General features: G+C 48.5%; 13 protein-coding genes. 1 reads left to right on the forward strand and 12 read right to left on the reverse strand.

Features of this window, described 5'->3' with window-relative positions:
- Positions 1-86: 86 nt before the first annotated feature.
- The 5 genes from O6R05_RS06995 to O6R05_RS07010 form a co-directional block, all read right to left on the reverse strand.
- Positions 87-434 carry a plasmid mobilization protein gene (locus O6R05_RS06995; RefSeq protein WP_271191273.1) on the reverse strand — a complete coding sequence of 116 codons (348 nt, stop codon included), beginning with the start codon at positions 432-434 and terminating at the stop codon, positions 87-89.
- Between the two features lie 11 nt (positions 435-445).
- Positions 446-826 carry a nuclear transport factor 2 family protein gene (locus O6R05_RS07000; RefSeq protein ID WP_271191274.1) on the reverse strand — a complete coding sequence of 127 codons (381 nt, stop codon included), beginning with the start codon at positions 824-826 and terminating at the stop codon, positions 446-448.
- 152 nt (positions 827-978) lie between these two features.
- Positions 979-1,059 carry a DUF6061 family protein gene (locus O6R05_RS08320; protein ID WP_449301152.1) on the reverse strand — a complete coding sequence of 27 codons (81 nt, stop codon included), beginning with the start codon at positions 1,057-1,059 and terminating at the stop codon, positions 979-981.
- Positions 1,035-1,205 carry a DUF6061 family protein gene (locus O6R05_RS07005; protein ID WP_271191275.1) on the reverse strand — a complete coding sequence of 57 codons (171 nt, stop codon included), beginning with the start codon at positions 1,203-1,205 and terminating at the stop codon, positions 1,035-1,037. Before O6R05_RS07005 ends, O6R05_RS08320 begins: the two co-directional genes overlap by 25 nt.
- A gap of 519 nt (positions 1,206-1,724) precedes the next feature.
- On the reverse strand, positions 1,725-3,473 hold the full coding sequence (locus O6R05_RS07010; protein WP_271191276.1) for an ABC transporter ATP-binding protein: 1,749 nt from the start codon (positions 3,471-3,473) through the stop codon (positions 1,725-1,727).
- Positions 3,474-3,641: 168 nt separating this feature from the next.
- Here O6R05_RS07010 and murJ point away from each other — a divergent pair, with 168 nt between their 5' ends.
- Entirely contained in the window at positions 3,642-5,225 is a 1,584-nt protein-coding gene (gene murJ / locus O6R05_RS07015; protein WP_271191277.1) for a murein biosynthesis integral membrane protein MurJ, read from the forward strand.
- Between the two features lie 112 nt (positions 5,226-5,337).
- On the opposite strand, the gene O6R05_RS07020 is transcribed toward murJ, so the two are convergent.
- From O6R05_RS07020 to O6R05_RS07050, 7 genes are all read right to left on the reverse strand, one after another.
- Positions 5,338-5,886: a sigma-70 family RNA polymerase sigma factor gene (locus O6R05_RS07020; protein ID WP_271191278.1), complete on the reverse strand. Its 549-nt coding sequence runs from the start codon at positions 5,884-5,886 to the stop codon at positions 5,338-5,340.
- Between the two features lie 152 nt (positions 5,887-6,038).
- On the reverse strand, positions 6,039-9,647 hold the full coding sequence (locus O6R05_RS07025) for an InlB B-repeat-containing protein (protein ID WP_271191279.1): 3,609 nt from the start codon (positions 9,645-9,647) through the stop codon (positions 6,039-6,041).
- Positions 9,648-9,990: 343 nt separating this feature from the next.
- Positions 9,991-12,510 (reverse strand): S-layer homology domain-containing protein, encoded by a 2,520-nt coding sequence (locus tag O6R05_RS07030; protein ID WP_271191280.1) that lies wholly within the window; start codon positions 12,508-12,510, stop codon positions 9,991-9,993.
- A 324-nt stretch (positions 12,511-12,834) separates the two neighbouring features.
- Entirely contained in the window at positions 12,835-12,978 is a 144-nt protein-coding gene (locus tag O6R05_RS07035; RefSeq protein ID WP_271191281.1) for a YvrJ family protein, read from the reverse strand.
- Positions 12,979-13,026: 48 nt separating this feature from the next.
- The gene (locus tag O6R05_RS07040) at positions 13,027-13,263 is read right to left on the reverse strand and encodes a DUF2922 domain-containing protein (protein WP_271191282.1); all 237 of its coding nucleotides are present in this window, start codon (positions 13,261-13,263) and stop codon (positions 13,027-13,029) included.
- Positions 13,264-13,327: 64 nt separating this feature from the next.
- Positions 13,328-13,543 carry a DUF1659 domain-containing protein gene (locus O6R05_RS07045; RefSeq protein WP_271191283.1) on the reverse strand — a complete coding sequence of 72 codons (216 nt, stop codon included), beginning with the start codon at positions 13,541-13,543 and terminating at the stop codon, positions 13,328-13,330.
- Positions 13,544-13,819: 276 nt separating this feature from the next.
- Complete coding sequence (locus O6R05_RS07050) at positions 13,820-14,299, reverse strand: ferritin (RefSeq protein WP_271191284.1); 480 nt, start codon at positions 14,297-14,299, stop codon at positions 13,820-13,822.
- Between the last annotated feature and the right edge of the window lie 19 nt (positions 14,300-14,318).

Consider the following 14,318-nt stretch of genomic DNA (forward strand, 5'->3'; position numbering starts at 1 on the left):
CTGCCTTTTGCAAAATCTTGTTGGGCAACATCCCAAACCCTTTAACGATTTTTTCAAAATCGGCTACGCTCTTGCGGAGCTGAACATCACTTTATTTTGGAGAGTGATATAAGGATTTTTCGGATTCCCTCATAAATTTCTTCCTGGTTCTTTTTGATTTCTTCAATATCTTCTTCGTAAATATTGCCGGTGGAATTGACACGCTTGGCAATTTGGTTTTCGCTGTTGGAGATGCTTTTCATTCTAAGTGTCAGCTCACGAAGTTCGGGCATATCCAATTTTACAACGTATCCGTCAATTACCATTTTGCGGATATAGGCACTCATATTCTCAATGCCCGCCTGTTCCATTTTCTTTTTTATCAGAGCTTGCTCTTTTTCATCTACAAAGAACTTTACCTGTATCGGTCGTTTGCGATTTCTGTTATCTGGCATAAGTGTTACCCTCACTTATATGATGCGGTTATTTTTCTTCCAATCTTCATATCTTGCCGCCACTTCGGAGCTTCGCCATCGTCTGCCCAATACTCGTCCATAGCAACGATCTTATCGTCTTTGAGCTTGATGAAGGAGGTAACGTGGAAAGAAGGGGAGCGATCTTTCGGATATACCTGTGTTGCAGTGATAATCATATCGTCCGTCGTGACGATCTTTTCAACCTCGCCATCCCAATCGCCGGGATACTCGCAGTTGGCTCTTATAAATTCATCTACCGTGAAATTCTCATTGGAGCAATGCCAATTCACATAGGCATCGGCGTGGAAATATTCTCTTATCTCGTCTGCTCTCTGTGCGAGAATGTCAGACCAAAACTGTTGTATGTTCATTGATTCACCTTATCCCAATAATTAGGTTTCTTGCCAAGATTTATAGTGAACATAGCCTTTTCCGTCAATCTCATCAACAGTCTGCATTGGTTTGATGATGTAATTCATTGTTAACCTCTAAATTCTTTCTCCTCTTTGGGTATCGTATAGTCTTAATCCAAAGAATTGTACTCGGTGACTGATTTGAGATATGCCTCTGGGTCTCCGTTCAAAACGAGGTCGGCATACGCCAACGGGTCATTAACGGGTCATTGTAGATAAGATAATCAAGCTCTGACCGCTGATACATATTGTCAGCGATTTCGTTTTCCACGGCGGTGCAGTTAATGGCAATCATACTGCCATCATTGAACTTCAACTCCACGCAACCGCTATCCATATTGAACGCACAAGACAATAATTTTTTCATCTGCCTAACCTCCATCTACATTCGTTGTGTGTACACACATTGTAGCACGAAGGTGTGTCATTTTTCAATAGGCTCATCAAAATTTATCGCATTAAAGTATAACTTTTCTATGAACCAAGGACGATTGGGCGGTTTTTCGAGGGGTGGTGTACTCTGCATCGAAACAAACCACTATCAACTTAACGGCTTGGTGGGTTTGCTCACGAAACTGCAAGCATTCACACTTTCTGACGAACGGGGTTCATTATGGTGTGATTCGCTGTTTTGTAGGGACTTTACCACGCAAACGGCAATTATTTCACTCGTTTCACTATCCCTGCCATACATAGCGCAAAAACAGGGTATTTCGCCCCAAAAACAAACAACGGCACTCAGCCGAAGCTGAATGCCGTATGTTCGTTTGTTTCCCAATCCTGTTCGACAGATGCCGCAAAATTAGTAATTTTTTGAATTACTGTCTTACGAGCACACAGCCGACTGTGAGCTTTTTTATTCCAATAAACTGCCGCCCTTTGTATAGAGATCGAAGTAATAACCCCGTCGTGCCATCAGGTCTCTATGGGTCCCTCGCTCAATAATCGCCCGATCCTTCATGACCAAAATCTCATCGGCATGTTGTACCGTGCTCAGACGGTGGGCAATGGTGATGGTGGTGCGGCCCTTGGTGAGCTCTTCAAGGGACGCCTGGACAATGGCCTCACTCTTGTTGTCCAAAGCCGACGTCGCTTCGTCTAAAATCAAAATCGGCGGATTCTTTAAAAACACCCGGGCAATGCTGATACGCTGTTTCTGTCCGCCGCTCAGCTTCACACCCCGCTCGCCGACATAGGTGTCAAAGCCGTTCGGCAAGTCCATAATAAAGTCAAACGCCCCTGCCATGCGCGCCGCGGCGTAGACATCCTCATCCGGCGCCTCAGGCCGACCGTAGCGAATGTTTTCAAGGACACTGCCGGAGAAGAGATACACGTCCTGCTGCATAATCCCGATATTTTCCCGAAGGGACTTGAGCTGTACCTGACGCACATCCACGCCGTCCACCGACACCGTCCCCCCATTGACGTCGTAGAACCGGGGAATGAGATTGCAGATGGTCGTCTTGCCCGAGCCGCTCGGCCCCACAATGGCAAGATTCGCTCCGGGTTCTACAGTGAGATTGAAGTCTTTGAGCACATAGTCCGTGTCCCGCTCGTACTTAAAGTCCACATGGTCAAAGACAATCCGCCCGAGCACATCGGACAACGACACGGCATCCTCGGCATCGACAATGTCCGACTCCGTCGCCATAATTTCGCTGAACCGTTCAATCCCCGTCATGCCACGTTGGAACTGCTCGGTAAACTCGACAATGCGCCGCACGGTGGCAAGAAGCGAGCTCACATACAACGTGTAAGCCATCATGTCGCCGGTGGAGATTTGATCCGTCACCAGAAAATGACCGCCAAGGAAAATCACCACGATAAACATCAGGCCGTCAAAACCGCGGTTAATGACATTGAATCCTGCCATAAAACGGTAATACTTGCGCTTCACGCCGAGAAGCTTATAGTTCTCTCGATTAAACTTCGCCGACTCCACCTCTTCATTGGCAAAGCTCTTCACCACTTTCACCCCGAGGAGCGACTCCTCGATGCTGGAGTTTAAATCCCCCACCTGGACCTTCTGTTCCTTTTGCGCCCGTTTCATGCCGCCGCGATACTTGGACGCGGCAACGATCATAAAGGGAATCATCACAAAAATAATCAGCGTCAACGGTACATTGACCCGAATCAGCACCGCGAAGGAAAAGAGAATCTTAATCAGTCCGATAAAATACTCCTCCGGACAGTGATGGGCAAACTCCGTAATATCAAAGAGGTCGTTGGTGATACGGCTCATGAGCACGCCGACCTTCGTCTCGTTGTAGTAGGCGTCACTCATGGTTTGAAGGTGCAGATAGACATCCGAGCGCATATCCGTCTCAATCCGCGCCCCCATAATGTGCCCAATGCTTGCCATGTAAAAAGACGCCACCATTTCAATGAGCTTAAGTCCCGCAAAGAGTAAGCCCAGGCGAATCACCACGCTGTAGGTGAGCACTTGCGCCGGATCCAGCGCCACATCCGTCATGCGGCGAAGAATCAGCGGCAACGCCATCTCACTTGCCGTGGTAAAGGCCGCCGCAATCAAATCAATCACCAAAATATGCCGGTAGGTATAAAAATACGGCCACACCTTTTTTATTAAATGCGAATACTTCATCTAATGTACTCCTTTTAATGTACTCCTTTCTTCCCTTGCTATGAATCTATTGTACACTAAAGTGCTTGACGCTGAAATAGTTAAGTTTTGGCTAGGATAGTCCTCGGACGCACCGTCGTTATTGACTTTACCTTATCTAAGAAGTAAACTGTCCTCTGGAGGTTAACCATGGAAAATACAAAACGACTTGCCAAGTCCACACTGGCCATTGTGGTCTTTTCACTGATAGGAAAACTCATGGGGTTCGCCCGTGAAACGCTGCAGGCCGGCGTCTACGGCGCGACCCACGCCACCGATGCCTTCGTGGCCGCTCAGTCCGCAACGAGTATCATCTCTGCGCTGATCACCGCCGCCATCGCCACCACCTTTATCCCCGCCCTCACCAAGGCGGAAAAGGAAAAAGGCTCCGCCCAGCAAAACATCTTCACCAACAACATGCTCCTTTTGGCATCCGTGATCTCTCTTATCGTCGTGGGACTCGGCATACTGTTTGCACCCCAGCTTGCCATCCTCGTCTCCACCCGAGAAAAGATGGACGTCTACACCATGGTTATCGAACTGATTCGTCTCGGTATGCCGGTGGTGGTCTTTTCCGCCATTGTCGGTGTCTTTACAGGCTACCTACAATATAACGACAAATTTGCAGCCGCCGGCGGCATCGCCATACCGTTAAACATCTGCTACATCGTCTATTTGCTCTTCATGTCACAGTTTGGCGTCAAAGGTCTGACCGTCGCCTCCGTCCTCGGTGTCGTCGCTCAGATTCTCTTTCTCATGCCCGATGCCGTCAAAAGCGGCTATCGCCCTAAAGCTGTCTTTGACATCAAGGACAAATTCGTTCTGGAAGCTCTGTGGCTCGCCATTCCCGTCCTCATGAGCACCGCAGTCAACGACATAAACGTCATTGTCAACCGCAAGCTCGCCGCCACCATGGTGGAAGGCTCCGTCTCCGTCCTCAACTACGCCAACAAGATGAATTTGATGATCCTCGGTATCTTCATCACCGCCATCACCGCCATCATCTTCCCCACCATGTCCCGCGCATTCAGCTCCGGCAACGCCCTCCAAGGCAAACGGGTAATGAATGCCGCCGTCAAAGCCGTCCTCTTTCTCACCGTGCCCGCCACAGTGGGGATGATTGTGCTGGCGCGCCCGATTGTGGAGATCGCCTTTCTCCACGGCGCCTTTACCGAGCAAAACGCCATCGACACCACTGCCACCTTGCAGTTTTATACCCTGGCGCTCATCTCCATCTCCGTCTCCAACGTCCTGAACCGGGTCTACTATTCCATTTCGGATACCCGCACGCCGTTTCTTGTCGGACTGATTAACGTGGTACTCAACATCGCCTTAAACCTCGCCGTGGCCCACCGCTTCGGCACACGGGGTCTCGCCGCCAGTGTGAGCATTGCCACCACCGTGGCCGTCCTCATCTCTTTTGTCCTCCTTCGAAGGAAAATCGGAAACCTCGGCGCCACGTCCTACGTGCGAGCACTGGTCAAATCTCTGCTCGCCGCCGGCGCCATGGGTCTCTTTGCCCTCTCCTACTATCCCATCGAAGCCATGCTCCGACCGATGATGGACGGCGGTGCCGCCCGTACTCTCATCCAACTGGTGATACTCGTCGTCGTGGTCGGGCTTGCCGCCATCCTTTACGGCGTGTTGCTCTACGTCCTCGGCGTACGTGAGATCCGCGACATCGTCGCCATCATCAAAGGTAAATTGAAAAAGCGCACAGCACACTCCCACTGACACGGGACAATCGACACAGCGACGGCTCGGCCGTCGTTTTTTTGCGTGTTTAGATTTAAGGCATAAAAAAACCTCGGTCTACCGAGGATCGCCGAAGGACGTTCACGTCCCATCACATAAGTTCAGTTTTCAGTTTTTTAAGAGCTCTCGCTTTGGCGTTAATCACCGTGCGCGGCGCAAGACCCAGTCGCTCACCGATAGCCTTGTGAGACAAGCCGTCTCGATAGTAGTAGAGCACCACCTCCCGCTCCCGCACTGTCAGTCTTTGAAGTGCCTCTCGAAGCGCCTTTCCTGTCTCCTCGCTAAAGAGTCCCTCTGTCACATCCGCCTCGTCGGCAATGCGCTCCAACGCACCGTCCTTTGAGGTCTCCCGGGCGGTCTTCACACTCAGGTAGCGAAAAGTTTCCAAATAGTAATAGCGAAGATAGTTCTTAATCAAATTTAAAAACCTCCCCTTCTTGGGGTCGTAGCGCCGCAAGCACTCCAGTACCACCACACATCCGTCGTGAAACAAATCCTCATACTCCGAGCTCACCGGACAGTACCGCTGCATCTGGGCGAGGATCAGCGGCTTCACCGCAAGAATCAGCGCCATCTGCGCCTCATGGGTGGGACACGCCATCACAGTCTCTAAAATACGTTCAAACGATTCGTAGGTCATAAGCACTCCTTTCAAATAATATAGATAAAACGTTTGTTCTATTCTTATTTTACGAATATACGTTCGTTTTGTCAAGCACCCTGCACTCGCTCCGTTATACACGGTCACATATAAAAAAAGAGACCCTTTCAGGTCTCTTGATACATGATCTTTTACTTATAGTCGTCAGTGAAGGTAACAATGTCCGTTTTGATATAGGTCTTGCCGTCTTTGACATAGTAGTAATCAATTTGAACCTCATTGCCCGGAAGCTCTTTTAAAAATTGCGGAGTCTCCGGTAAGAAGTATTTCAAAATCCCCGCGGCCGCAGACAGCTCGCCTTTACTCAGTCGGACAAGATCCTCCCGCTCAATAAACCGCGACTTCGACACGTCGTTCACATTTGTCACTTTCACCTTGGACAAAGTTTCCGGCACGTCGCCCCGTTTCCAGTGTCCCGCCGTGATAAAATTCACCATCGCTGTAGGCAATCCTGCGCGCTCAGAAACGGTCTTGGTAATATATACATCACCGTGTTCAGGATTAATCGCCACGTCATAGTGTCCCGGCTTGCCTGCCGTGTAATCGACGTGATAATACACATTTTTCGCATTGCCGTTGACAGCTTTAACCGTTGCCGCCATAAGTGTTTCAAAGGCCTGATCAATCGCTGTCTTGTCCGCATCGCTCATGAGTGTCGGATCGACAGGATTTTCTTTGTAGATGGCAACCAAATTGACGCCGGTCTTCGGTGGCGTAGCGAAATCAAAGGCTTTAGTTTCCCCTGATACCCGCCACTCTAAGAAGGTAAAGCCCTCTTTTTGAGGATCTTGAGGACGTGTAAAGCTGCCTCCTTCGCGAATCGTTTGGTCCTTCGGTTGCGGCGTGCCACCATCTGTGTTAAATGTCGCGGTGAATTCTAAAAACTTATCTACATAAACCAGTACCACAGGCACCGTCGGCATAGTCTCCGTTCCATCTCGGCGGGTAATTTCGAAAGTATTTAAATTACTTGCCCAGGCTGCAGTTGACAACTTATAGCCATACGGAATATGGCTGATAAGTTCCGTTTTTTCATCGTCCGTTAGCGGCCGAGAGGTGAGCGTGCCGTCCATGCCGGATAACAATTCAATCCCGGAATACAGATCTTGCTGATCTGCAATAGGGTTTAGTGTCTCGCCATCAGCTAAGGTCAACAACACATCGCGACTGAAGATACCCACATATTCCGTGTTCCCGTTGACGACGTCTTGAGATACATCGGTCTTGAGCGGTGCATCGCCGCCTGTCGTCCACCCTTTAAACGTATCCATCTCATCATACTTTAACGTGACGGACGGATTGGTGCCTAAGGCCTGTCCTTTAAGCACTTCCACCGCCGCAACAGGCTCTGCAAAGTCAAAGGTCTTAAAGGTGACCGTTGCCCACTGCTCAGGGTCTTTCACCCATTGAGCTGTCAAAGTGATATTGTCATTGATCGGTGCGGTAAAATCATAGGCTTCACCCTGTAATGTCCATCCAGCGAACGTAAAACCTGTTTTGGTCGGCGCCGTCGGTGCCTCGGCAACCTCACCCTGCGTCACTGTCACAGGCTCAACGGCTGTCCCGCCATCGGTATCAAAGGTCACCGTACGTTTTTCCATAGCCGGTTCTATTAATGCCGCCGCCATGCTCCACGTTGCCTTCAAGGTCATATCCCGAGCTACCGGCATGTCTTTCGTGTAGCGCGTCTCTCCGTCATACCATCCCTCAAAGGTGAGGGCGTTACCGTCAGGACCCGTCGGTGCCGTAGTCGGCGTCGGCAGTGTGGCAAACTTGCCGTCTTCGACGGTTTCTGTCGTCATCGTCCCTGTCCCGCCATTATAGTCATAGGTCACAGTGTGGTTGACCACAATAGGATCAGCCGGTTCCAGTGATGCCGCCGCCATGCTCCACGTTGCCTTCAAGGTCATATCCCGATCTACCGGCATGTCTTTCGTATAGCGCGTCTCTCCGTCATACCATCCCTCAAAGGTGAGGGCGTTGCCGTCAGGATCCGTCGGTGCCGTGGTCGGCGTCGGCAGTGTGGCAAACTTGCCATCTTCGACGGTTTCTGTCGTCATCGTTCCTGTTCCGCCATTATAGTCATAGGTCACAGTGTGGTTGACCACAATAGGATCAGCCGGTTCTATTAATGCCGCCGCCATGCTCCACGTTGCCTTCAAGGTCATATCCCGAGCTACCGGCATGTCTTTCGTGTAGCGCGTCTCTCCGTCATACCATCCCTCAAAGGTGAGGGCGTTGCCGTTAGGATCCGTCGGTGTCGTGATCGGCGTCGGCAGTGTAGCAAACTTCCCGTCCTCTACGGTTTCTTTTGTCATCGTCCCTGTCCCGCCATTATAGTCATAGGTCACGGTGTGGTTGACCACAATGGGATCAGCCGGTTCCAGTGGTGCCGCCGCCATGCTCCACGTTGCCTTTAAGGTCATATCCCGAGCTACCGGCATGTCTTTCGTGTAGCGCGTCTCTCCGTCATACCATCCCTCAAAGGTGAGGGCGTTACCGTCAGGACCCGTCGGTGCCGTAGTCGGCGTCGGCAGTGTAGCAAACTTCCCGTCTTCGACGGTTTCTGTCGTCATCGTTCCTGTCCCGCCATTATAGTCATAGGTCACGGTGTGGTTGACCACAGGATCAACTACCGGATCTTTCGTCCAACTGGCCGTCAAAGTCATGTTGCTGTAGACCGGTGTATTAAAACGATACATGTCACCGTTTAATGTCCAACCTAAGAAAGTATAGCCTGGTCGAGTCGGATCGGCAGGTCGTGCCACAGTCTGTCCTTTTGTGACCCACAAGCCATTTACCGCAGAGCCGCCGGCAGTGTTGAAATTGACATAGTAGCTCTCAACCGGTTGAACCGTCTCTTCAAAACGGGCATAGAGGTTGATGTCCCTATAGACAGGCGCGGTAAAATTGAACCTACTTCCCAAGCTGTCCACCCAGCCGATAAATGTCTTGCCAGATTTAACAGGGCTTTTCGGTGCAGTGACATACTCTCGTGTCGTTTGGGTGCTGTAGAGACTGCCGTCCACATAGAAATTCACTCGGTGATAGTCAGCGTGCGGCGGCACGATGTTCCCCACTTCCCATCTTCCCGGCGCAGACACCCAACGGTAGACCGGTGCCGGTGTGGTGACAGTGGTCTTCTTCGCTACCTCCACTTTACGGTTGTGGTACAGATTATAGATAAGCTCAAAGGTTTCTTCACGGAGTCCATCCAGGGTGTAGTCTTGGTTTGGAATGTCCACGCCTTCCAGAATGCCGTTTGCTTTACTGAAAGTGACATAGGGTGCATACCACGGTTCTACAGTAGTGACTTCTTTAAAAGCCGGGTGCAGACGAGACAACATGGCGAGAATTTCGCTGTACTTAATCTTGTCGTCCGGTCTAAAAGTGCCGTCTTCATAGCCTTTTATAAAACCTTTTTCCACAGCGGCGTTGATATAACCATTGGCCCAGTAGGTTGTGTCGACGTCAGTAAACTTGGATGCAGACACCTTTTTAGTCTCGGCGGACGCTTCCAAGTTTTCCCCGACGACAATCATCTTGGTGAACTCGGCACGGGTGATGGTTTTATCCAGCTCATAGCCGACATCCCCGCGTCCAATGACCCATCCCTTATCCACCAGCCATTGGATTTTTACATTGTCCCTTGGCACGGTCATCTCCTGTGCTAAGGCAGGCGTGACGGTGCCGCCTAATAATACAAGGGCCAGAGCTACTTTGCCTACCCGTTTGTCCATGATATACCTCCTGTAATTTTGCGTTATTTATCGCCAGCTAATTCATCTCAAAAATGACACAATATACGCCTATATTATACACTGTGATACAGCCTTTCTCAACTAACCCCAAAGGGAAAAGCTGCTTGACATCTTGAAAAGAACCTGAACAAGCTATCCCAAAGATTCCCGCGGTATGACATGTCTGTAACGTCACTTCTCAATGATGCGTTAAAAAGTAACACTGATGATCCCACTCCGGGACAAAACCTTACCATAGCTCTCGACCATCAGACTCTATAATTTTCAGACATAAAAAAAGAAAGAGATTGCTCTCTTTCTTTTTTGTTTAACTTATCAAGCTTTAGTTGCCAGAATTAGCTACAACCACGTTAACGTTAACGGTTGCTGTAAAGGATACGCCGTCTTTATCATAAGTGTACTCTACCGGAACGGTAGCACCATTTGCAACTACAGAAAGAATGGCGGCAGAAATTTCATTTACGTCAGTGTTTGGAGCTACGATAGTCTTTCCACCAACAGTGAAAGATTGAATACCTGCTTCGTAAAGCTTTTGTAAATGTGCAATACCTGCGGTTACTAATGCCTCAGCATCAGCAGCAGTGCCGCCAGTGATGGTCATGGTTGCTACTTCCGGTGAATTAGCATCGAACGCGAAAGCTACTTTACCAGCAACAGCTGGATCTGCGTTAAGTGCTGTAACTTCGTTGGCTGCTGCTTCGTTGAAAGCTGCTTTAGCTTCTGCAACTGCTGCTACTTCGATAGGAGTTCCTTCACCATCGTGAGTGCCATCGTTAACTCGGAAGTTGGTAGCCAATACTTTGCCATAAAGGCCGGACATATTGTCTACGGAGAAGATAACTTGTACATCTACGAAGTTAACGAGAAGTTTTGCATCGTCTTTTGCTACATAGTAATTTTCAATGTGGTGAGAATCATCAACGTCGAATGCGTTGTTGTACACATCAATGGTTACCAGCGCTGTATTCGCATCTTCATCTTTGACGCTAAGCACTTTACCTACATAAGTGTTGCCTTGGAATGCGGTCCAGTTGTTTTGGAGTGCACCGTCAAGGTGAGTATCTCTTGGAAGGATGGATACGACTTTCGGTACGTTGTTGCCTTCGTTTGCACCAAGTTGGATTACGGTGCCTGCTTCGAGTTTGTCGAATCTGATGGCTGAGAAGATGTCGGCATCGTCAAGGTTTACGATGGTTTGGAAACCGTGTTCGTCAACGACTTGAAGGGTGCGGCCGTCATCTTTAAGATCAACTACTCTTACGATTGGGTGCTTGTTAACGTCGCTGTGATCAAGAACCATACCGTATTCATCAGTGCCGTTTGCTGCGGAATAAGTGACTTCAACGATATCAAATTTATTGTTGTAGTTGTATGGGAATACGGACAGGTTGGTCATAACGTTAGCATCTACGAGTTCGCCGTTTGCTTTTTCAAGGGTTACGCCGTAGTTGTAGTTGGTTTCGTTAATAACGCGGTATAATTCGCTTCCTTTTGCTTTGGTTACTGTGTTGAACACGATAACTTTTGCAGTTTGTCCGTTGGTGTTGAAGCCTTGGATAACGCCTTCGTAGCCATTGGTGTCATATCCTGCATAGACGTTTGGAATCTTGTATTCGTCATAGTTTTGGAAACCGATCAGGGCTACTGCTGCTGCTAAGTCTTCAACTTCTCTCATTTGGTTGTTGTAAGGGTTAGCTACGAATACACGAGTGTCATCGTTAACTTTTAATTCAACGGTACCATAGTTAGGGCTTACAAATGTAATAGCATTGGCTTTAGTGTTGTTGTCGTTGAATTTGATGGTTGCATAGCTAGTAAGTGCATCTGCGTTGTATTTGTCTAAAGTTCCTACTTCAAGCGCTTCAGTTGATACGGTTGCATCAGCTACACCTTCCCAACGGCTGTTGCCGTCTTGTACGGTGTTGACATCTGCGCCAAGAGCCATGAACTCTGGGTTACCCAGTTCAAGGATGTGTGTTACTTCGTTTTTGTCGTTAACAAGTACGCGAACTAAAGATCCAAGGTAGTAATCTGGGTTGGTGATGTCTTTAACTTTGATCATGTTGGTCTTGCTTGCGCCGTTAGCTTGTACGAATACGGTGTCGGTAGTTACGGTGTAAGTTTGTTTGTCATCTTGGTTCAGGGTGAGTTTGTTGTTTCTAAGTGCGGAAAGTACGCCGAGCTTAGCATCTACTGGAACTCTTCTGAAGTTGACGAGTTTGTACAGTGCGTTGTATACCATGGTGAATGCATCGCCACGTGTTGCTGCTGCGTTAGCATCAGTTACAGTTACGTCGTCAAGAATACCAAGTTGGGTTGCCCATGTTAACCATTGACCGGCCCAGTTTGCGTTGGCTGTTTTGGCCATGTCTGCGGTGAGGTCTTCTTTAACCAGTACGACGAGCATTTTTGCAAGTTCTGCATAGGTGACGTTGTTTTCTGGTTTGAAGGATCCATCTGGATAACCTTGGAGCATTGCCAGTCCGTTGGCTGCTGATGGTACGGTGGTACCTACAGTGATCACGCCGTTTGCCCAGTGGGTTGCATCAACGTCGGAGTAGATGTTGATAGAACCTTGAAGTTTTTTGGACAGGTCTTCGTGACCGTTGGCTAATGCTAACAGTTTGGTGATTTCTGCTCTGGTGATTGTCTTATCTAATTGATAAGAACCATCTTCGTAACCTTCAACTAATTTTTTGTCGATAACGTATTGGATTTTGTTGTCTTTTCCAACTACTTTCTCAACTTTTTCTTCAGTTGTTGTTTCGGCTGCGAAGACAGATGTGAATGTGCCCAGTACCATAACTAGTGTCAGTACTAGGGAAAGAAGTTTCTTGTTCATCTTGTCTTTCGACCTCCTTAAAAATTTTGTAGACCTACAAAAGTCTTAAACTTTTGCCGACTGTGTGAACGCACAGTCTCTGAGGTGACAAGTAAACATTATTCGCATCGTCACATAAGTGTCTTATGGATAATATTTAATTGTCATTGTTCCTCATTATCTTCATTATACACCATCCAAAGCAAAGTAAAATTACAGTTGTGTTACAGAGCTGTTACCTCGCTAACGTTGTAGACCGTATTATGTGTGACACTGACTCGATTGACAAACTATGCCCGATGATGTGTGCCCTGTGGTAACCTTTCCGGGCATACAAAAAGCATCCTAGCTCAAGTGACTGATGTTGGCACTTAAGGTTTGGATGCAGTGTGTGAGTTCGATGATGCGCTTTTCCACGCGTATAAGCAGGTAGCAGCTGACGGCGATGGGAAAGCCGACATTGCCTACCAGGCTGATCAGTTCGTCCATAGCGTTCTCACCTTTCTTCCATACTGTTTACTGTGTCCCAGCCTTTTGTCAGGCGGTGACGTCTTCAATGAGATCACGTTCGGTGACGGATCTCACGTAGGCACGCTTCACTTGGGTCATGGCATCGCCTTCCGGGCTTTGAAAGAGCTCGGTGGTGATAACGGATTGACCGAATGCTTGGACGTGTTCTGCGGTGATATCGGATTTCGGATCGTTGAAGCTGAAACGTTTGGTATCGCCTGCTTCATCGAGGAAGATGACTTCCAGTGTGTTGGTCGTTGCCATGGTATCTCCTTTCAATTAGATAATTTTTAAGTTACGGTGGTTTGTCCTTGTGCTGACTGTGCTCTTAAGCTTCAATCTTTTCCGGGATTTCTGTCTCTACAATTTTGTAGGTTTTCAGCGCCGGACTTTGTGTGATGGCGTTTAATGCGACGACCATATCCTGGATATGTGCTTCTGCGGCCTGAGGATTGAGTCCGGAGTAGGTCCGGGATGCGGTGCGTGTGGCACCTGTTGTGGTGGTGCCGTCGGCATATACGAGTCTGACTTTGGCGTTGTCCATGTTCTCACCTCCTTTACTTATATATCGGCCGGAGCGGTAAAAGTTACCTGTCGCTGACAACATCCTTACCGTGCGGTGAATGCTATGACAGGTCCTGTCCATTTTTTGCAAGAAAATACCGAGTACTTTGGACGCTTCACCTCGTACTCGGTATGTCATGTTGTTTTCGCCAACCGTTATCCACAGTTCATGGATCCGTCTTACGCTTATGGACAATCCACGAACCGAGTGTTTTTATGTACAAAAAAACTCCCCAAAGGGAGTTTGATGGCTTCTTTAGCGTTGGCCGAGTTCACGGTCGTAGATATAAAGACCGCTCCAGCTTTCGCCGATGCGTTCGAGACGTTCCAAAATGCCTCTGAAGTTGTCTTCTTCTTCAACTTGTTCTTTGATGAACCAACCGAGGAATTCAAGGGTTTCAAAGTTGTCGTCGTCTTGAGCTTTCTTGTACAGTTCACGAATGCGACGGGTAACTTCTTGTTCGTGTTCGTAAGCTTGTTGGAAGATGTTGATGAACGCGCCTCCGTTCACTTCCGGTTTTGCAATAGCTTCCAGTGTCGGTTCGTTATCAGTGTCGTGAAGGAACTCATAGAATTTATGAGCGTGTTCCATTTCTTCTTTAGCTTGATGATACATAAAGTGTGCGAAGCCGTCCATACCTTGAGCTTTGCAGTATGACGACATAGCTAAGTAGATATATGCGCTTTCGATTTCAAAGTTAAACTGTGTGTTGAGTCCTTGTACCAGATTTTCCATAATTTTCTCCCTCCGTTAA

Source organism: Peptoniphilus equinus, assembly GCF_027921445.1.
GTDB lineage: Bacteria > Bacillota > Clostridia > Tissierellales > Peptoniphilaceae > Peptoniphilus > Peptoniphilus equinus.